At 72.5% G+C, this 18,506-nt stretch carries 17 protein-coding genes and 2 pseudogenes; 15 read left to right on the top strand and 4 right to left on the bottom strand.

Going from position 1 to position 18,506, the window contains the following annotated elements; all coding sequences use genetic code 11:
* The 11 genes and pseudogenes from JKV81_RS14165 to JKV81_RS14120 all read left to right on the top strand — a co-directional run.
* Window positions 1-897: pseudogene (locus JKV81_RS14165) on the top strand (methionyl-tRNA formyltransferase); the annotation flags it as partial.
* A gap of 122 nt (window positions 898-1,019) precedes the next feature.
* Entirely contained in the window at window positions 1,020-1,367 is a 348-nt protein-coding gene (locus JKV81_RS14160; protein ID WP_129260055.1) for a VOC family protein, read from the top strand.
* A gap of 176 nt (window positions 1,368-1,543) precedes the next feature.
* Window positions 1,544-2,998 (top strand): glycosyltransferase, encoded by a 1,455-nt coding sequence (locus tag JKV81_RS14155; protein WP_129260054.1) that lies wholly within the window; start codon window positions 1,544-1,546, stop codon window positions 2,996-2,998.
* A 6-nt stretch (window positions 2,999-3,004) separates the two neighbouring features.
* Window positions 3,005-4,537, top strand: a complete 1,533-nt coding sequence (locus tag JKV81_RS14150) for a DUF6056 family protein (protein ID WP_129260053.1) — start codon at window positions 3,005-3,007, stop codon at window positions 4,535-4,537.
* Window positions 4,538-4,626: 89 nt separating this feature from the next.
* On the top strand, window positions 4,627-5,574 hold the full coding sequence (locus JKV81_RS14145; RefSeq protein ID WP_202076195.1) for a DUF1648 domain-containing protein: 948 nt from the start codon (window positions 4,627-4,629) through the stop codon (window positions 5,572-5,574).
* Between the two features lie 2 nt (window positions 5,575-5,576).
* The gene (locus JKV81_RS14140) at window positions 5,577-5,978 is read left to right on the top strand and encodes a GntR family transcriptional regulator (RefSeq protein ID WP_129260051.1); all 402 of its coding nucleotides are present in this window, start codon (window positions 5,577-5,579) and stop codon (window positions 5,976-5,978) included.
* A 255-nt stretch (window positions 5,979-6,233) separates the two neighbouring features.
* Entirely contained in the window at window positions 6,234-8,111 is a 1,878-nt protein-coding gene (locus JKV81_RS14135; RefSeq protein ID WP_202076193.1) for a CocE/NonD family hydrolase, read from the top strand.
* Window positions 8,112-8,142: 31 nt separating this feature from the next.
* Window positions 8,143-8,940, top strand: a complete 798-nt coding sequence (locus JKV81_RS14130; RefSeq protein ID WP_202076189.1) for an integrase — start codon at window positions 8,143-8,145, stop codon at window positions 8,938-8,940.
* Window positions 8,941-9,066: 126 nt separating this feature from the next.
* Complete coding sequence (locus JKV81_RS36830; RefSeq protein ID WP_372444152.1) at window positions 9,067-9,156, top strand: putative leader peptide; 90 nt, start codon at window positions 9,067-9,069, stop codon at window positions 9,154-9,156.
* A 208-nt stretch (window positions 9,157-9,364) separates the two neighbouring features.
* Window positions 9,365-10,516, top strand: coding sequence for an LLM class flavin-dependent oxidoreductase (locus JKV81_RS14125; RefSeq protein ID WP_202076188.1), 1,152 nt, complete (start codon window positions 9,365-9,367; stop codon window positions 10,514-10,516).
* Window positions 10,517-10,608: 92 nt separating this feature from the next.
* On the top strand, window positions 10,609-11,949 hold the full coding sequence (locus tag JKV81_RS14120) for an MFS transporter (protein WP_202076187.1): 1,341 nt from the start codon (window positions 10,609-10,611) through the stop codon (window positions 11,947-11,949).
* A gap of 88 nt (window positions 11,950-12,037) precedes the next feature.
* Here the strand turns inward: JKV81_RS14120 and JKV81_RS14115 are convergent, their stop codons facing one another.
* Genes JKV81_RS14115 through JKV81_RS14105 form a run of 3 tightly spaced genes read right to left on the bottom strand, consistent with a single transcriptional unit; the run spans window position 12,038 to window position 14,461 of the window.
* Window positions 12,038-12,409, bottom strand: a complete 372-nt coding sequence (locus JKV81_RS14115; RefSeq protein WP_202076185.1) for an LLM class oxidoreductase — start codon at window positions 12,407-12,409, stop codon at window positions 12,038-12,040.
* A gap of 10 nt (window positions 12,410-12,419) precedes the next feature.
* Window positions 12,420-13,523, bottom strand: coding sequence for an LLM class flavin-dependent oxidoreductase (locus JKV81_RS14110; protein WP_202076184.1), 1,104 nt, complete (start codon window positions 13,521-13,523; stop codon window positions 12,420-12,422).
* Window positions 13,520-14,461: an MFS transporter gene (locus JKV81_RS14105; RefSeq protein ID WP_307820536.1), complete on the bottom strand. Its 942-nt coding sequence runs from the start codon at window positions 14,459-14,461 to the stop codon at window positions 13,520-13,522. The genes JKV81_RS14110 and JKV81_RS14105 overlap by 4 nt, the downstream gene beginning before the upstream one ends.
* 24 nt (window positions 14,462-14,485) lie before the next feature.
* On the opposite strand from JKV81_RS14105, the gene JKV81_RS36260 reads away from it, so the two are divergent.
* The 4 genes and pseudogenes from JKV81_RS36260 to JKV81_RS14090 all read left to right on the top strand — a co-directional run bounded on the left by JKV81_RS36260 (window position 14,486) and on the right by JKV81_RS14090 (window position 17,199).
* Window positions 14,486-14,611 (top strand): ABC transporter ATP-binding protein, encoded by a 126-nt coding sequence (locus JKV81_RS36260; protein WP_307820537.1) that lies wholly within the window; start codon window positions 14,486-14,488, stop codon window positions 14,609-14,611.
* A 71-nt stretch (window positions 14,612-14,682) separates the two neighbouring features.
* Window positions 14,683-15,726: pseudogene (locus tag JKV81_RS14100) on the top strand (PLP-dependent cysteine synthase family protein); the annotation flags it as partial.
* A gap of 29 nt (window positions 15,727-15,755) precedes the next feature.
* Window positions 15,756-16,277, top strand: a complete 522-nt coding sequence (locus JKV81_RS14095) for a GNAT family N-acetyltransferase (RefSeq protein ID WP_202076180.1) — start codon at window positions 15,756-15,758, stop codon at window positions 16,275-16,277.
* Between the two features lie 94 nt (window positions 16,278-16,371).
* The gene (locus JKV81_RS14090; RefSeq protein WP_202076178.1) at window positions 16,372-17,199 is read left to right on the top strand and encodes a DUF1684 domain-containing protein; all 828 of its coding nucleotides are present in this window, start codon (window positions 16,372-16,374) and stop codon (window positions 17,197-17,199) included.
* Window positions 17,200-17,353: 154 nt separating this feature from the next.
* Here the strand turns inward: JKV81_RS14090 and JKV81_RS14085 are convergent, their stop codons facing one another.
* A complete protein-coding gene (locus JKV81_RS14085; protein ID WP_129260044.1) occupies window positions 17,354-18,457 on the bottom strand; it encodes an AI-2E family transporter in 1,104 nt (367 codons plus the stop codon).
* Window positions 18,458-18,506: the final 49 nt, after the last annotated feature.

Genomic DNA, 18,506 nt, shown 5'->3' with positions numbered 1-18,506 from the left:
CCCTCCTGGACTCCGAGCACGACGTGGTGCTGGTCGTGACGCATCCCAGGAGCGAGCACGCGTACGAGAAGATCTGGAGCGACTCCGTCGCCGACCTCGCCGAGGCGCGGGGCGTCCCGGTGCTGATACGCAACCGCCCGGACGACGACGAGCTGTTCGAGCGCCTCCGGGAGGCCGACCCGGACATCATCGTGGCCAACAACTGGCGGACGTGGATCCCCCCGCGCATCTTCGCCCTCCCGCGCCACGGCACGCTGAACATCCACGACTCGCTGCTGCCGAAGTACGCCGGGTTCTCCCCGCTGATCTGGGCGTTGATCAACGGCGAGTCCGAGGTGGGCGTCACCGCGCACATGATGAACGACGAGCTCGACGCCGGCGACATCGTCCGGCAGGAGGCGGTCACGGTCGGCCCGGCGGACACCGCCACCGACCTCTTCCACAAGACCGTCGACCTCATCGGCCCGGTCACCACCGGCGCGCTCGGCCTGATCGCGGCAGGGCAGACGGAGTTCACCCCGCAGGACCGCTCCGAGGCGACCTTCTTCCACAAGCGCTCGGCCGAGGACATCCGTATCGACTGGACATGGCCCGCGGAGGACCTCGCACGTCTGGTCCGCGCCCAGTCCGATCCGTACCCCAGCGCCTTCGCCTTCCACCGGGGCAGGCGCATCGAGGTCCTCGCCGCGGTGGAAGGCGAAGGGCCGCTACGGCGGGACGCCCGGCCGGATCTTCTACCGCGAGGGCGAGGGCGTGGTGATCGTCGCCGGGGCCGACGCCCGCACCGGCCGCAACCACGGCCTGGCGGTCACACGCGTACGCACGGAGGACGGCCGGGAGCTGCCGGCGACGGAGTACTTCACCACCATGGGCGGATACCTGACCAGCCGCCCCTGACGCCACGGCCCCGCTCCATCACGGACGGCTCGGGTCCGATCCGGGCGAGGCGGATGCGCCGTGGCGGCCTGCTGGACAGAATCGGGGGCGTCACCACCGCCGCCCGTCAGCAGGAGGTCCCGATGTCCATCCGCCGCGTCATGCCCGACATCCGGTCGGAGTCCATGGAGGAGAGCCGGGGCTTCTACGAGCGCCTGGGGTTCGAGGAGGTCATGAACCTCGGCTGGGTCATGACGCTGGCCTCCCCCTCCAACCCCACGGCGCAGGTCACCTTCATGAGCCGGGACAGGACGGGACCCGTCGTGCCGGACCTGAGCGTGGAGGTGGACGACGTGGACGCGGCGTACGCGGTGATGCGGGAGAGCGGGGCGGAGATCGTGCACCCCTTGCAGGACGAGGAATGGGGCGTGCGCCGCTTCTTCGTACGTGACCCCGACGGCCATGTGGTCAATGTCGTGAGCCACCGCTGATCCGGCCGCGCGACGGCGCCTGACCCGCCCGGCCGTGCGCCGTTCGTGCGAAAGAGGCCGACGGCCCGCGCGTCCGGAGCGGCATGAGGGGGACTTCACGACCGGATGGGCGACTGTGGGAGGGCGGAGCGCGCCGAAACCAGCGCTCCGGGTCCCCGCACGTCCGGAGGTGTCGCGTGACCGGCCTTCAGCTGTCGGTCGTCGTGCCCTGCTTCAACGAGGCCGAGGGCATCGGCTCCTTCCACGCGGCGCTGCTGGCCGTCCTGGAGGGACTCGATGACTCCTTCGAGATCTGTTACGTGGACGACGGCAGCGCCGATCGCACACGGGCGCTGCTCGGCGCGTTCGCCGCCCGGGACCCGCGGACCCGCTACACGGCCTTCAGCCGGAACTTCGGCAAGGAGGCCGCCATGCTCGCCGGGCTCCGCATGGCGCGGGGCGCCGCCGTGGTGATCATGGACGCCGACCTCCAGCACCCGCCCGAGCTCATCCCCCGCATGCTGGAACTGCACCGGCACGGCTACGACCAGGTCGTCCCGCGCCGTGACCGCTCGGGCGAGGGCGTGCTCCGCAGCACGATCAGCCACGCCTACTACGCGATCGTGCGCCACTGCGTGGACGTCGAGCTCCTCGACGGCACCGGGGACTTCCGGCTGCTGTCCCGCCGGGCGGTGGCCAGCGTGCTGTCCATGCCGGAGAGCAACCGCTTCTCGAAGGGGATCTTCTCCTGGATCGGCTTCGACACGGTCAGCTTCCGCTACCGCAACAGCGAACGCGTGGCGGGCCGGTCGAAATGGGGCAGCCGGCGGCTGCTGAACTACGGCATCGACGGGCTGCTGTCCTTCAACAACCGCCCGCTGCGTCTGGCCATCTACACCGGCTTCTGGGTGTTCCTCTCGGCCCTGGCCTACGCGGTGTGGACGGTGGTGACCGTGGTGCTGCACGGCGCCGACACCCCGGGATACGCCACCCTGCTCACCGCGGTGGTGGCCCTCAGCGGTATCCAGCTGGTCACCCTCGGGGTCATCGGCGAGTACGTGGGCCGCATCTACCACGAGGCGAAGCACCGGCCGCCGTACGTGGTGCGGGAGACCGACGAGAACGGCCCGGCGCCCTCGAAGCGGCCTCCGCCCGTGCTCTCCGCGCCGGTCGCCCCCCGGAACCGCACGGTGCGCCAGTTCACCAGTTTCGTCCTGGTGGGGTGCGTCAACACCGCCGTGTACCTCGGTGTCTACGCCGTCCTGAACCGGTGGATCCCCTATCTGGTCGCCCACGTCCTCGGATACGCGCTCAGCATCGTGTGCTCGTTCCTGCTCAACTCGTACGTCACCTGCCGGACGAAGCCGACCTGGCGTGCCTTCGTGCGCTATCCGCTGTCGAGCGCCGTCAATCTCGTGGCGTCGGGCGCTCTGCTCTACGGCGCGGTCAGCGGTCTCGGCATGGACAAGAACCTGGCCGCGCTCGTCGCCGGAGTCCTCGTCACCCCGGTCTCCTTCCTGCTGGCCCGGTGGGCGATCATGTCGGGCCGCCGCGCCACCCCCGCCCCCGCCGGGCCGGCCGCACAGCCGGCGGAACAGCCCCTGAGCGCCCCGGTCCACGACCTGCCGCTCCGCGCCTCCGAGGACCGGTGAGCGCGGATGTCCGACGGCACCCCGGAGCCCGCAGCGCCTGACCGGCCGGACGCCACGGCGCCGGGCCCCCGGGGCGCTCCCGGACGCCCGCGGAGGGCCTCCCGGCCACGGACGTGGACCTCGCTCTGGCTGACCGCCCTCGCCCTCCCGCCCCTGGCCCTGCTCGCCGCGGCCGCCTGGTTCGGCAGGTCGGTCCGGCCCGGTGCCGACGACTGGTGCTTCCTGCCGGCGGTGCGGGACGGCGGCGTCACGGGGCTCATCGGCCGGTTCTACTTCGACGACAACGGGCGGGTCGCCAACGCCGTACTGGTCGGCGCCTACGCGAAGTTCCAGGTCGCGGGGCACCAGTGGTTCGGCCTGGTCACCGGTGTGCTGACGCTCACGGTGCTGTGGGCGGTGGTGGTCCTCGCACTGCGGCGTCTCCGGCTCACCGTGCCGCGCGGGCTGCCCCTGCTGGTCGCGGCCATGGGGACCGCCCTCTTCCTGTTCGTCACGCCCAACACGTACAAGACGTTCTACTGGCCGGCCGCGTCGGTCTCGCACACCATGCCGCCGGTGCTGGCCTGCGCCGCGCTGCTGCCGTTCCTGGCGGCCCGTTCACGCCGGGGCAGGGGTGCGGCCGTCGCCGTGGCCCTGCTCGCCGGCCTGGTCATCGGCACCCTCTCGGAGGAGACGGCGATCGTCGTGGCGGTGCTGCTGTTCACCGTCCTCGTCCTCAGCGGATACGCCGCCGCCGGCCCGCCCCGGGCCTTTCTCCGCCTCTGGTGCGCGGCGGGCCTCACGGGGGTCGTCGCCGGTGGCCTCGTCCTGATCACCTCGCCCGGATCGGACCACCGCCGGGGCAGGTTCGGGGCCGGCACGACGTCCATGGTGGCGCCGGAGTCGCTCGCCGCCTCGCTGCGCGGATTCGCACAGATCGCGCTCACGGTGGCCACCACCTGGCAGTACGTGGGAGCGGTCGCGGTGGGGGTGCTCCTGGGCCTGATGTGCGTGCGCCAGGACGGAAGCGCGCCCGGTCTGCCCGCGCACCGGCGCCTGATGGCCTGTGCGGCGGTGGCCGCGCTCCTCGTCTCCGGCTTCCTGTGCACGGTCGTGACCTACCCGGTGTTCCAGGACCGGGTGAGCGATGCCAGCGCCAACCGGCTGTGGAACGACTACCTGTGGGTCTGGGTGGCCCTCCTCGTCGGGGCCGGTGCGCTGCTGGGGCTCGCCGTCCGGCAGCGGGCGCGCGGGACCGGCCCGTTGCGGGCCGCGTGCGCGGTGCTGTGCGTCCTGGTCTGCTTCGGACCGGCGGTGGCGCTGCTCGACCTCGACACGAACATGCGTGACCGGGCCGCGAGATGGGACGCCCAGGACCGCCGACTGCGCGAGGGCGCGGGCGCCGGCGCGCGGGTCCTTCCGTACGAGCGGCTCGTGATCAGCCAGATGCTGGAGCCGTTCAGCCGGCGGGGGCGCGCGTACTGGCCGGGCGGCTGCGTCGCCGACTACTACGGGCTCGACCGCGTCACCGACGCCACCCGGTCCCCGGGCCGCGGGTAGGGCGGGCGGCCGTTCCCCGTACTCCCCCGGGGCCACACAAGCTGCTATTGTTCTACTTCAATGCTAACAACTTCAGGGGGAGGGTTCAGATGACCGCGATCAGAAGGGGCACCCTGGCGGCCGTGCCGTACGCAGTCGCCACCGCGGCCTACGCCGGTGTCTTTCTGGCGAACGAGGACCGGCTGCCCGGGCGGATCGCCACGCACTTCTCGACGGGCGGCGGGGCGGACGACTACATGAGCCGGGACGGAGCACTGTGGTTCGGGTGCGCCCTGCTCGTCGGCCTCGGGCTGCTCTTCACCGTCCTGACCCTGGTCTCCAAGGAGAGCGCCGGGTCCAGGCTGAACACCGCCGTCGGAGTGGGTACGGCCGTCACGGTCGGCTATCCGCTGATCCTCACCGTCCTCCTCAACACGGACGTCCAGGACCCGGCCGACGTACACCTGCCCCTGTGGCACGTGGCAGTGCTGCTCGTCGCGGGCCTGGCCACCGGCGCCCTGGCCTGGTGGCTGATGGGACCGGGGCCGCGCCCCGAGCCCGCGCCGCCGGCCCCCTCGCTGCCGCTGGCGGAGGGTGAGGCCGTCGCCTGGAGCCGCACCATGATGTCCCGCGTGCTGCTGATCACGGCCGGGGCCGTCACCCTCGTCGGCGCGGTCACCCTGGTGTTCGGCCCCTGGCAGGCAGGGCTGGCGCCGCTCGTCCTCGGCCCGGTCTGCGCAGCGTTCGCCGGTGTCCGGGTCACGGTCGACCGGCGTGGCCTGACGGTCACCTCGACGGTCCTGCCGCGGCCCCGGCTGGCGCTGCCGCTCGGCAGCATCGTCGGCGCCGACAGCGTCGAGGTCGACCCCGTGGGAGAATTCGGCGGTTGGGGCTACCGGATACGTCCGAACCGGCGCGGCGTGCTGCTGCGTTCGGGAGAGGCGCTCTCCGTCCGTACGGCGAAGGGGCGCGAGTACGTCGTCACCATCGACGACTCGACCACCGCGGCCGCGCTGCTCAACGGCCTGACCGACCGCCACGCAAGGGAGCACCACTAGCCATGTTGTTCCGGGTGCTCCCCGGCTCGCCCGTGCCGCTGGGCGAGCAGATCGCGGCCTGTGTGCGGGGGGCGATCGCCGACGGCACGGCCGCACCGGGTGAGCGGCTTCCGCCGGCCCGTGAGGTCGCCGAGTCGCTGGGTGTCAACGTGCACACCGTGCTCCGGGGTTACCAGCGGCTGCGCGACGAGAGCCTGATCGAGCTGCGCCGCGGCCGGGGCGCGGTGATCACCGCGGCCCCCGGCGCGGCGGGGCAGGCCCGTCTCACCGAGGCCGTGCACGGGATCATCGGCCAGGCACGGGAACTCGGCCTCACGGACGAGGAGTTCCTGGCCCTGGTCCACCACGGCCTGGCGAGTACGCCCGTACCGGCACGCCCAGGCTCCGGGGGCGCGGCGCACTGACCGTGACGGGCGTGGGGCGCGGTCCAGCGGGCCGCGCTCCGCGCCGGTAATCAGTAACACGCGTGACATACGTGCCTGTTGAAGCATTCCCGATGTGATCATAGACTTCATCGCCGTCGGCTCCGGTTCACGTCCGCGTCTGTGATCCAGCTCCGCGGATGTGCGCGACCACCGGTGCGCTCTCAGGGGCGGGCGGGGCCGCTGCTCGGCCTGCACCACTGCGACACCCCGTATCCATCCAGCCGGGAGAAGCATGTGAGAGCACGTCGCACGGCCGCCTGGGCCGCCTCCGCCCTCGTCACCACCCTCGCGCTGACCGGCGTACTAGCCGGTCCCGCAGCCGCCTCCGCGCCCACCGCGGCGCAGGACCGTACGGGGCCGGCCGCCACCGCGGCCGGCCCCGTCACCCATCAGCAGAACGACCGCGTCCCCGAGGGCTCCCTCTGGACGCAGCACTACTTCCCGTCCTCGGACCGCTCCGGCACCGAGCTGCACGCCGACGTGCTGCTGCCGGAGGGGCTGCCGAAGAAGGCGAAGGTGCCCGTCATCCTGTCGGTCGGCCCGTACTTCGGGCACTCCGGCCAGACGGACCCCGAGGGCTGGGACCACACCGGCCCCTCCTCCCGCTTCCAGGACTTCATCGAGGGCACCGACCTGTTCGACCAGGGGTACGCCTTCGTCATGGTCGACCTGCGCGGCTTCGGCGGCTCCACCGGCTGCCTCGACTGGGGCGGCCCGGGCGAGCAGGCGGACGTGAAGGCGGCGATCGACTGGGCCGCGAAGCAGTCCTGGTCCACGGGCGCGGTGGGTCTGTACGGGAAGTCCTACGACGCCGCGACGGGCCTGATCGGCAACAACCTGGACCAGCGCGCCCTCAAGGCCGTCGTCGCCCAGGAGCCCGTCTGGGACATGTACCAGTACATCTACTCGAACGGGGTGCCCCGCCCGAACGTCACGGGCACCGCCAACGCCTACAACTCCATCGCCACGCTCGGCCAGCTGCCGGACGACGACCCGCACTACCTCGCCAACTCCCGTTACGAGGAGGACCATCCGGAGTGCCTGACGCAGAACGCGGCCGGCTACCGGATCGCCGACCAGCACGACCCGTTCTGGACCTCCCGGGACCTGGCGAAGGCGGCCAGGGGCACGGACACCCCGCTCTTCGTCACCCAGGGCTTCATCGAGAACAACACCAAGCCCGAGGAGATGCAGGAGTACCTGGACAACCACAAGGGCCCCGAGCGCGGCTGGGTCGGCCAGTGGGAGCACGTACGCGGCGGGGACCGCACCAGCGACGGACGCCTGTCCATGGGGCGTGAGGGCTGGTACGACGAGACCCTCTCCTTCTACGACCAGTACCTCAAGGGCATCAAGCCCGCCGTCCGCTACCCGGCGTACTCCGTCGAGGACTCCACCGGCGCCTGGCGGGCCCAGAAGACCTGGCCGGTCGTGGAGCGTTCGGTCAGGCTCCCCCTCGGCGGCGGCGCCTACGTCGACGACGGCGGCATCTCCTCCCTCGCGGCGCTGGCGACGTCCGGACTGCCCGAACTCCGGGGGCGCGTGAAGGTCTCGGGCGACTGGGACATGGAGAACGCGCCCACGATCGACCCGGCGGCACCGAAGGGCCTGGCCGAGGGGCAGGCGCGGCTCCAGAGCACCGGGGCGGTCACCTCGAGCTTCTTCGTGTGGTCCAAGGCGCTCAAGAAGGACGTACGGGTCACGGGCACACCGCAGATCTCCCTGACCGCCAAGGGCAAGGGGAACGTCATGCTCAAGCTGTACGACGTCGCCCCGGACGGCACCGCCGTGATGTTCGACGAGCAGGTCTCGCTGCTGGACACGGGCAGGCTCACCGTCGACCTCAAGGCGACCGACTGGACGCTGGCGGCCGGGCACGTCCTGGCGGTGGAGATCGGGTCCATCCGGACCGGTTCGTGGCGCGACACGCCCTCGGGCGAGAAGATCCAGGTCAAGGGCGCACAGCTGCGGCTGGCGCTGGACGACCCGTCCGACGACGTGGCCACCGGGGGTGCCCGCTCGCCGTACCTGGACACCTACCTGCGCCAGTACACGGTGCATCTGCCGGCCGGTCCCGCCTCGTTCACGGTGGTCCCGGGCGGCCGCCTCTGAACCTCCCCCCGGTGGAAGGAGCAAGCACCCCGTGCGGGTGACGATGACGACGAGCGCCGCGGCACGGCCCGGCCGGGTGAACGAGGACTTCACCGGGGCCGTGCCGACGGCGGCCGTGCTGGTGGACGGCGCCGGCATCCCCGGCTCCGAATCGCTCTGCCGGCACGGCGTCGCCTGGTACGCCACGCGGCTGGGAGGCGCACTTCTGGGTCTCCTGTCGCCGGTGCGGGACCGTGGTCTGCCCGCACTGCTGGCCGAGGCGATCGAGCAGGTGACGGACGCGCACCGGGACACCTGCGACGTCGCCGACGTCATCGCTCCGTCGGCGGCCGTGGCCGTCCTGCGTCTGTCGGGCGGCCTCGTCGACTATGCGGTCCTGGGTGACGCGACCGTCGTGCTCGACCGGACGGACGGCGCACCGCTCGTCGTCTCCGACCCCCGGGAAGTGGTCATCAGCCGGTCGTACGAGGCCGCGCTCGGGGCCACCGCCCGGGGGAGCGACGCCCACCGCCGGATTCTCCGGGACCTGCGGTCCCACCGGAACCAGCCGGGCGGCTTCTGGGTGGCCAAGGACGATCCGCGGGCGGCGGACGAGGCGGTCACCGGAAGCTGTCCGGTCTCCGGGCTGTCCGGTGCCGCCCTGCTCAGCAACGGTGCGAGCGGCCTCGTGGACCGGTTCGGGCTCTGCGACTGGCCGGAGGTGATGGCCGCCCTGGCGTCGGGCGGCCCCGACGGGATCATCCGCCGTGTCCGGAGGGCCGAGGCCCGCCGGGGGGTGGCGCCGGACGATGCGACGGTCGCGTACTGCACCGGCCTGGACGAGACCTGACGCCCGTCGGGGCCGCTCCGCCGCCGCGGCGGGTCCGGCTCCCGGCCGCCCTTCCGCCTCCACCGGTCTCCCCTGGTGACATGGCGGCCGGTCAGGACTTGAGCCGGGCGGTGCGGCTCCCCCACAATGCCTGACATGACCGCTGCCGCCGACTTCCTCGTGGAGCGCCTGCACGTCGACCTGTGTCGCCAGTCCAGCGCCACCTGTCGCGGCTGACGCCTGTCGGACCCTCGATGCCTCAGGGCCACCGGCCCTGAGCTTCTCGCGCTCCGGCACCCCCCACGGCACCGCACACCGCGGCCCTGTCTCCCCCGTGTCCTCGCGTGCCCCGATGCGTCCCTGAACGTACGCAGCCGGGCAGCCGCGGCATGCCCCGAGCGGCATGCCGGCACGCCGTCCTCCGCACCCCCTCCGGAGCCCCCGTATGTCTGCTCTCACCTTCCACTGGTTCCTGCCCACGACCGGTGACAGCCGCCACGTCGTCGGCGGCGGCCACGGCTCGACGCCGGGCACCGCCGGCGGCGACCGCCCGGCCTCCGTCGAGTACCTCGGCCAGATAGCCCGCACCGCCGAACAGCTCGGCTTCGTCGGGGCGCTCACCCCGACGGGGGCCTGGTGCGAGGACGCGTGGCTGACCACGGCCATGCTCACCCAGGTCACCGAGCGGCTGAAGTTCCTCGTCGCCTTCCGCCCCGGCCAGATCAGCCCGACGCTGTCGGCGCAGATGGCGGCGACCTACCAGCGGCAGTCCCACGGCCGGCTGCTGCTGAACGTCGTCACCGGAGGCGAGTCCGCCGAACAGCGCGCGTACGGCGACTTCCTCGACAAGGACCAGCGCTACGCCCGTACCGGGGAGTTCCTCGACATCGTGCGGCGGCTCTGGGCCGGTGAGACGGTCGACCACCGGGGCGAGCATCTGCGGGTCGAGGGCGCCGCGCTGAACCGGCTGCCCGACCCGGTGCCGCAGATCTACTTCGGCGGCTCGTCCCCCGCGGCCGGCGAGGTGGCCGCGCGGTACACCGATGTGTATCTGACCTGGGGCGAACCTCCGCAGCAGGTGAAGCAGAAGATCGACTGGGTGCGCTCGCTGGCCGCCGCCCAGGGACGCGACGTACGGTTCGGCATCCGTCTGCACACCATCACCCGGGACACCTCGGCGCAGGCATGGGCCGAGGCGGAGCGGCTCCTGGCCGCGATGGACCCGGAGCGCGTCAAGGCGGTGCAGGAGGGCCTGGCGACCAGCGAGTCCGAGGGGCAGCGGCTGATGCGCGAGCTGCACAACAGCGGGGACACCGGCAATCTGGAGATCTACCCCAACCTGTGGGCGGGCGTCGGCCTCGTGCGCGGCGGTGCGGGCACGGCCCTGGTGGGCAGCCACACGGAGGTCGCGGACCTCATCGAGGAGTACCACCGGCTCGGGATCGAGGAGTTCGTCCTCTCCGGCGTGCCGCACCTGGAGGAGGCGTACTGGTTCGGTGAGGGTGTCCTGCCGCTGCTGGAGAAGCGCGGTCTGTGGCGGCACCCGGCCGGTCCGCGCCCCGTCGAGGCGGGCATCGTCCCGTTCGCGGGCCGTTGAGCGCCGCCCCCGTGCCCTCGGAGGCACGGCACAGCGGTCCCGGGCCGGATCAGGAGTCCGCGGAGTCCACGTCCCCGCGGCGGCTGAGGACCGTGGTGTTCGCCAGCCTGCTGGGCACCACGGTGGAGTGGTACGACTTCTTCCTCTACAGCACCGCTGCCGGGCTGGTCTTCAACAAGCTGTTCTTCCCCACGGCCGACGGCACGGTCGGCACGATGCTGTCCTTCGCGACGTTCGCGGTGGGCTTCGTCGCCCGTCCGGTGGGCGGCCTGCTCTTCGGACACCTCGGTGACCGGATCGGCCGTAAGCACACCCTGGCCTTCACCATGGGCCTCATGGGCGTCTCCACCGCGCTCATCGGTCTGCTGCCCACGTACCAGCAGGTCGGTGTCCTCGCGCCCGCTCTGCTCCTGGTCCTGCGCGTCGCCCAGGGTGTGGCGCTGGGCGGGGAGTGGGCCGGGGCGGTGCTGCTGGCCGTGGAGTACGGGCCGGCGGGGCGCAAGGGCCGGTTCGGCAGCTATCCACAGATCGGGCTGGCGCTCGGACTCGCCCTGGGGACCGGGGTGTTCGCCCTGCTGAGCAATGTGCTGAGCGAGTCGGCGTTCATCGACTACGGATGGCGCATCGCCTTCCTCATCAGCCTGGTCCTCGTCGTGGTCGGGCTGACCGTGCGCCTGAAGATCGACGAGACCCCCGCCTTCAAGGCCGCACGCCGCCTCCGGGAACTGCCGCGCGCGGCTCCGCTGGTGGAGCTGTGGCGGGAGCCCGCCGCGCGCCGGCACGTGGTGCTGGGCATGCTCGCGCGGTGGGGCGAGGGAGCCGCATTCAACACCTGGGCGGTCTTCGCCATCACGTACGCGACCGGGACCCTCGCCCTGGACCGTACTCCGGTGCTGCTCGCGGTGACGGCGGCGGCGCTCGTCATGGCCGCGCTGATCCCGGTGTCCGGAACGGCCGTCGACCGCTACGGGGCCCGCCGGGTCTACCTGGTCGGCATGGCCGCGTTCACGGTCTCGGTCTACCCGGCGTTCCGGCTCTTCGGCGCCGGCGGGACCTGGGCCTTCGCGGCGGCCCTCGTGGTGACGCTGGGGATCGTGCACGGCTCCTTCTACGGGGCCCAGGGGACGCTGTTCGCCGGCCTGTTCGCCACGCCGGTCCGGTACACGGGCATGTCGTTCGTGTACCAGATGTCCGGCATCTTCGCGTCCGGCATCACTCCGCTGATCATGACCGCGCTTCTGGCGCTCGGTACGGGCAGCCCGTGGTGGGCCTGCGGCTATCTGGCGCTGACCGGCCTGGTGAGCGTATGGGCGACGGGCCGGCTGCGGGAAGGCGACCAGCACGTGCCGACCGGGCGGACGTCCCCGGCCGTGGCCGCGTCGCGGGAATCGTCCGCTCTCGTGGGGTCGGGTGCCGAGGGCGCGCGGTCCTGACTGCTCCGGTTGCCGGCCCGGGTGGGTCCCACCCGGGTCGGCAACCCTGCTCGGCAGGCGTCGACGGGCTTCGTACGACGCGGGTGCCTCAGGCCGGCGCGGGGAGGTCGAGGTGCTGGCGCAGGGTGGTGCCCCGGTATTCCGTGCGGTAGACGCCCCGTTCCTGGAGTTCCGGGACCAGCTTGTCGACGATGTCCGTGACGGAGGCCGGAAGCAGGTGCGGCAGGAGGTTGAAGCCGTCGACGGCGCGGGTGTCCACGTAGCGGGTCCACTCGTCGGCTACGGACGAGGGGGTGCCGACGAACGACGGGTGCCCGGGGGACACTTCGAGCGCCAGCTCGCGGATGGACAGTCCGCGTTCGGCGGCGAGGTCCCGCCACTTCTGGATCAGGGCCGGTTTGCCGGTGCGGCGCTCGATGGAGATCGTGCCGCGCGAGGGGTCGGGGTTTCGTTCGGTCATGGCAGTCACCTCAGGCGTTCGTGGCCGCTGCGGCGGCGTAGCGGTTGACGGGACGGGCGAGGCCGAGTGTGTCGCGCAGTGTGACGCCGGACCCGGGCACACGCGCCCCGGTCAGTTCGGGCAGCACCCGCTCGGCCAGGACCGGCAGGTCGACGGCGAGCACGGCCGGATGCAGCCTGACCCCGTCGACCGAGTCGGCCAGTTCACGCAGCAGCTCCAGCAGCGACTCCGGGGAGCCGACGTGGCGCAGCCGCCCCTGGTCGGGCCATGCGGCGGCGCCGTCCAGCTCGGCGAGCCGGTCCGTGGCCGGTACCGCCGCGTCGAGGACCACCTCCACCTCGGCGAAGACCAGCGGTGCGCCCGCTTCCCTGGCCCTGGCCGCACGGGCCGCGACCGCGGCGGGATCCTGCCGCCCGACGAGGACCACGTCGGCACGCGCGTCGACGTCCAGTGTGTCCGGAGCGAGGACGACGATCTGGCCCTGTGGCGGACGCGGGGTGATCAACGGCCCCTTGACGGTGAAGGACGCGCCTTCGAAGTCGATGTGGTGGACCCGGGCCGAGTCGAGGAACCGGCCGCTCGCCACGTCCTTGATGACCGCGTCGTCCTCCCACGAGTCCCACAGGGCCCGGGCGGTGTCGATGACGTCCGAGGTCTCACGGGCGAGGGCGGCGGCGGGGAGCGCCGCTCCCCCGACGGTGGCGAGGTCGTCGCGGCCCGAGGCCCCGCCGACCACCCAGCCGGCCCGCCCGTGCGAGGCGTGGTCCAGGCTCGCCAACTGCGTGGCGAGGTGGAAGGGTTCCGTGGTGGCGACGTGCAGGGTGGGCGCCAGACCGATCCGGTCGGTCAGGGGCGCGGCGTACGAGGCGCGGGTCCCGGCCTCCAGTCGTCCGGCCGCGCCGGTGCCCGTACCGGGCGGCAGGGGTGAGTCGGCGAAGGTGACGAGGTCGAAGCCCGCGCCCTCGGCCGCGGCGACCACGTCGCGGAGTGCGCGGGGGCCGAGGACGGCGCCCGGCGCTCGCCCTGAGTGGCGCCAGGCGGCGGGGTGGGCGCCGTCGCCGTCGGCTTCCAGCGCGAGGCGCAGTCCGGCGAGCCCGGTTTCACGGTCGGTCATGGGGTGGTACCTCCGGTCGGAGTGGAGTCGGGTGCGTAGGGATCGGCAGGGGTCGGGACGGGGGCGGGAGGGAGGAGGACGGGAGCTTCCCGGTCGCGGACGGGTGCCGGGTCCTGGACGGGTGCCCGGTCATGGAGGGGTGGCCGGTCATGGAGGGGTGCCCGGTCCTGAACGGGTGCCGGGTCCTGGGCGGGTGGCCGGGCGCCGGTCCGCTGCCGGGACAGCCACAGCGCCACCGCGAGTGCGGCGAGGACGGCTGCCCCGGCGCCCGACGCCATCCCCCAGCGCACTCCGGCGTGCTGGGACACCCAGCCGATGACCGGGCAGCCGATCGGGGCTCCGCCCATCGAGATCACGGTGTAGACGGCCATCACCCGTCCGCGCATGGCGTTGCCGACCTCCGACTGGACGAAGGCGCTGACCGCCGTGTTGAGCGTCATCAGCATGAATCCGGCCGGCAGCAGCAGGGCGAGGAAGGTGACGTACGTCGGCATGAAGGCGGCCAGCACCTCGCACAACCCGAACAGCACCGCACCGGTGACCACCGTCCGTACCTTCGGCGAGGCGCGGCGCGTGGCCACGAGCGTTCCGGCGATCGTGCCGATCGACAGGGCGGTGGACATGAGCCCGAGGCCGCGGGAGCCGACGTCGAAGACCCGCCCGGCGAACAGGGTCAGGGTCGTGGAGAAGTTCAGCGCGAGGGTGGAGACCAGGCCGAAGACCGCGAAGACGGCGATCAGTTCGGGCCGCGCGGCGACGTAACGGAGCCCGGCCACGCCCGCTCCCGCCCAGGGGGGCCGCTCACTGCCGGCCGGCTTCGGCTGGGGGCGGATCGTCAGGAGGCCCACGAGAACCACCGCGAAGGACACGGAGTTCACCGCGAACACCCCGCCCGTGCCGATGAGCGTGATCAGCACTCCCGCGACGGCGGGGCCGATCAGATCGCCGACCGGGTGGGGGTGATGCGGCAGGGACGTCTGGTCGAGACGGGCACGACGGACGACATCTTCGCGGCGCCGTCCGATCCGTACACGAAGGAACTGCTCGCCGCCATTCCGGGCAGGCGGCGGGTGACCGCCGCCCCGTGAGCCCCGGAGACGACGCCCGGGGGCCCCGGGGCCGGCGGCAGAGCCCGCCTCTACGCAAGGAGCACGCCGCAATGGACGTCCACGCCTCGCTGACCGATGTGGTCGGCAACACGCCGCTGGTGCGGCTGAACCGTGTCACCGGCACGGTGCCCGCACCCGTCCACGTAAAACTGGAGTACGTCAATCCGGGCGGCAGTGTGAAGGACCGCATCGCCCTGGCAATGGTCGAAGCGGCCGAGGAGGCCGGGGAGTTGCGGCCGGGCGGCACCGTCGTCGAGGGCACCTCGGGCAATACGGGGGTCGGCCTGGCCATGGTCGCCGCGCAGCGCGGCTACCGCTGTGTCTTCGCGATCCCGGAGAAGAGCAGCGCGGAGAAGATCGCCGTCCTGCGCGCCTACGGTGCCGAGGTCATCGTCTGCCCCAGCGATGTGCCGCGCGAACACCCCGCCCATGTGCACTCCGTGGCCGAGCGGGTGGCCGCGGAGACCCCGGGCGGCTGGCTGGCGAACCAGTACGACAACCCGGCCAATCCGGGGGCCCACTACCGCACCACGGGTCCGGAGATCTGGCGGCAGACCGACGGGCGCGTCACGCACCTGGTGTCCGGGATCGGCACCGGCGGCACCATCACCGGGACCGGCGAGTACCTCAAGGAGGTGAGCGGCGGCCGGGTGACGGTCGTCGGCGCCGACCCGGAGGCCTCGCTCTACTCCGGCGGGGACGGCAGTCCGTACCACGTGGAGAGCATCGGCCGGTTCCGCCACCCCGAGACGGTGGACGACACCTGGCCGCGGTCCTACCACCCGGCGGTGGTGGACCGGTTCGAGCGGGTCAGTGACCGTGACTCCCTGCTGACCGCCCGGCGTCTGGCGCGGGAGGAGGGCCTGCTGGTCGGCGGCTCGGCGGGCACCGCGGTCGCGGCCGCCCTGCGGGTGGCGGCCGAACTGGGCCCGGAGGACTTCGTGGTGGTCCTGCTGCCGGGCTCCGGCCGCAACTATCTCTCCAAGGTCTTCGACGACGACTGGCTCCGCGGTCTCGGTCTCGGTCTGCTGGACGACGAGGTGCCCTCCGAGCCCTCCCCGACGGCGGAGGCCCGGATCGCGGGCGGTGCCCTGTGAGCGCGGAGCGCCCCTTCGATACGGATGTGGATGTCCTGCCGTCGCGCGGCGGCCCGGCGACCCCGTGCGGAGGCACCGTTCGGTGGGTCGCCGCCGGCTGGGACCACCCGGACGCGCTGGCCCTGCGTAACCGGATGGACGCCGAACTGCGGCCTCGTTACGCGCCCTTCGACGCCCAGCGGGCAGGTCGGCGCCCCGGGCCGCCGACCGCCGGGGAGATCGTCGTCACCTGGCTCGCGTACGAGGCCGGACGGCCGCTGGCGACGGCCTCCCTGAGACTGCTCACCCAGCGGGACGGTGAGGACCTCTACGAGGTCAAGCGCGTGTACGTGCACGACGAACACCGCGGACGCGGCCTGGCCAGGGCGGCGCTCGACGCCGTCGGGACCAGCGCACTGGCGCTCGGCGTGCGCCGGCTCTCCCTCCAGACCGGAAAGCTCCAGCCGGAGGCCATGGGTCTCTACGAACGGCAGGGCTGGCACCGGATCCCGTGCTACCCGCCCTACGACACCGATCCGTTCAGCGTCTGCTACGGCAAGGACCTGTGACCCGCCCGGACCCGGCGGAGCGCCCGGGACCGGCTCACGTATCTCACGTACACCCGAGGCACGTATCTCTCGTACACCCCATGAAGGAGCGAACATGAGTGTCCAGGACGTCGGCGTCGACCGGTCGGATTTCGTCAAGGACTGGGAGCAGTGGCACCGGGAGCACGAGGAGGTGCTCGCCGGACCGCACGGATTCCTCGCCATCACGAGCCTGCACTGGCTGAACGCCGAACCCACCCGCTTCGAGGACGCCCCGGGAGCCTGGTCGACCACGCCGGAGGGAGTGGTGGTCGAGCTGGCGGAGGGCGAGGAACTCACTGTGGACGGTGTGCCGGTGAGCGGCCGGTACGACTTCGGCGTCATCGGCGAGAGGGAGAGCCTGTACCCGGGGTTCGGCGACGCGGTGATCGAGGTCGCCAAGCGGGGCGGGCATGACATCCTTCGCCCCCGCCACCCCGGGAACGCGCTGCGTACGGCGTTCACCCGTACCCCGGCGTACGCCCCCGACCCCCGCTGGGTGCGCCCCGGCCGCTTCGTTCCCTTCGACGCGCCGCGCGCGGTGACGGTCGGCGCGGCGGTCGAGGGGCTGGAGCACGTCTACGAGTCCCCCGGCCAGGTGGAGTTCGAGCTGGACGGCGCGGTACACCGGCTCACGGCGTTCAACGGCAGGGCCGCCGGAAGCCTGACGGTGCTGTTCACGGACGCGACCTCGGGGGTGACCACGTACGCGGCGAACCGCTCCCTGTCGATCGCGGCTCCCGACGCCGAGGGCAGGGTGACGATCGACCTGAACCGCGCCGCGAATCTGCCGTGCGCGTACACGGATCTGGCGACCTGCCCGCTGCCCCCGGCGGAGAACCGGCTGCCGGTCGCGATCGAGACGGGAGAGAAGATCCCTCTGGAGCGCGGCGGGCAGCCCTGACCGCGTAGGGCTCCCGGCTCGCCCCCTGACCGCGTAGGGCTCCCCGGCTCGCCCCTGTCAGCGGGACGAGCCGGGAGCTCCTGCTGTTTGTCATGGGCCAGGCCCATGTCGGCGTCCGTACGGGCCGGGGCCTCGTCCGTGCCCGTCCGGGGCCTTACGCCACGGACCCGGCGTCGCTCGTCTCCGGCTCCCCCACCGGCTCGCTGAGCTGCTCGCGCAGGTAGTTCCAGACGACGGCGGCCAGCGCGGCGGCGGGTACGGCGAGCAGGCTGCCCACGATGCCGGCCAGGCTGCCGCCCAGTGTCACCGCGAGCAGGACCACGGCGGCGTGCAGGCCGAGTCCGCGGCTCTGGATCATGGGCTGGAACACATTGCCCTCGAGCTGCTGCACCAGGACGATGATCGCCAGCACGATGAGCGCGTCGGTCGGTCCGTTGGAGACCAGGGCGATGAGCACGGCGACGAAGCCGGCGAACAGGGCGCCGACGATCGGCACGAAGGCGGACACGAAGGTCAGCACGGCCAGCGGGAGCACCAGCGGCACTCCCACGATCCACAGGCCGAGGCCGATGAGGACCGCGTCGAGCAGGCCGACGTAGGCCTGGGAGCGCACGAATCCGCCCAGGGTCTCCCAGCCGCGCTCCGCCACGACCGGGACGTCGGTGGCGAACCTGCCGGGCAGCTGACGCGCGAGCCACGGCAGGAACTTGGGGCCGTCCTTGAGCATGAAGAACATCAGGAAGATCGCCAGCACGGCGGTGACCACTCCGTTGACCACGGTGCTGACGCCGGTGACGACCGTGGTGACCATGCTGCCCAGACTGTCCTGGATCCGGGCGGTCGCCGAGTCGAAGGCGCCGGTGATCTGGTCGTCGCTGATGTTGAGCGGCGGCCCGGAGGCCCACTCGCGCACCTTCTGGATGCCTCCGACCACGCCGTCGGCGAGTTCCCCGGACTGGGAGGCGACCGGCACCGCGATCAGTGCCACGACCCCCAGGGCGACCACGAGGAACCCCACCGTCACGACCGAGGCCGCGAGGGCCGGGGGCCACCCGCGCCGACGGAGGTAGCGCGCGAGGGGCCAGGTCAGGGTGGTGAGCAACAGGCCGACCACGAGCGGCCAGACGACCGACCACATCCGCCCGAGTGCCCACACGGCCACTACGGCCATGGCGAGGACCAGAAGCAGCTCGCCCGAGACGCGGGCCGAGACGCGGAGTGCGGCGCGGGTCTTGCTGGGGCTCAACGTGTCAGACATGCGCGTCAGCCTATGGGCCGAAGAATCCCCTCGTGATGTCAGGTCCCTC

The sequence above is a fragment of the Streptomyces silvae genome, from assembly GCF_016745505.1.
In the GTDB taxonomy this organism is placed as follows: domain Bacteria; phylum Actinomycetota; class Actinomycetes; order Streptomycetales; family Streptomycetaceae; genus Streptomyces; species Streptomyces silvae.
This window is presented reverse-complemented; position numbering and strand designations above follow the sequence as displayed.

What these genes read in the sequence shown, in the direction of transcription:
- JKV81_RS14160 (WP_129260055.1), top strand. Translation starts at nt 1,020, where the DNA reads ATGTCCATCCGCCGCGTCATGCCCGACATCCGGTCGGAGTCCATGGAG.
- JKV81_RS14150 (WP_129260053.1), top strand. Translation starts at nt 3,005, where the DNA reads ATGTCCGACGGCACCCCGGAGCCCGCAGCGCCTGACCGGCCGGACGCC.
- JKV81_RS14145 (WP_202076195.1), top strand. Translation starts at nt 4,627, where the DNA reads ATGACCGCGATCAGAAGGGGCACCCTGGCGGCCGTGCCGTACGCAGTC.
- JKV81_RS14140 (WP_129260051.1), top strand. Translation starts at nt 5,577, where the DNA reads ATGTTGTTCCGGGTGCTCCCCGGCTCGCCCGTGCCGCTGGGCGAGCAG.
- JKV81_RS36830 (WP_372444152.1), top strand. Translation starts at nt 9,067, where the DNA reads ATGCCTGACATGACCGCTGCCGCCGACTTCCTCGTGGAGCGCCTGCAC.
- JKV81_RS14125 (WP_202076188.1), top strand. Translation starts at nt 9,365, where the DNA reads ATGTCTGCTCTCACCTTCCACTGGTTCCTGCCCACGACCGGTGACAGC.
- JKV81_RS14115 (WP_202076185.1), bottom strand. Translation starts at nt 12,409, where the DNA reads ATGACCGAACGAAACCCCGACCCCTCGCGCGGCACGATCTCCATCGAG.
- JKV81_RS14110 (WP_202076184.1), bottom strand. Translation starts at nt 13,523, where the DNA reads ATGACCGACCGTGAAACCGGGCTCGCCGGACTGCGCCTCGCGCTGGAA.
- JKV81_RS36260 (WP_307820537.1), top strand. Translation starts at nt 14,486, where the DNA reads ATGCGGCAGGGACGTCTGGTCGAGACGGGCACGACGGACGACATCTTC.
- JKV81_RS14090 (WP_202076178.1), top strand. Translation starts at nt 16,372, where the DNA reads ATGAGTGTCCAGGACGTCGGCGTCGACCGGTCGGATTTCGTCAAGGAC.
- JKV81_RS14085 (WP_129260044.1), bottom strand. Translation starts at nt 18,457, where the DNA reads ATGTCTGACACGTTGAGCCCCAGCAAGACCCGCGCCGCACTCCGCGTC.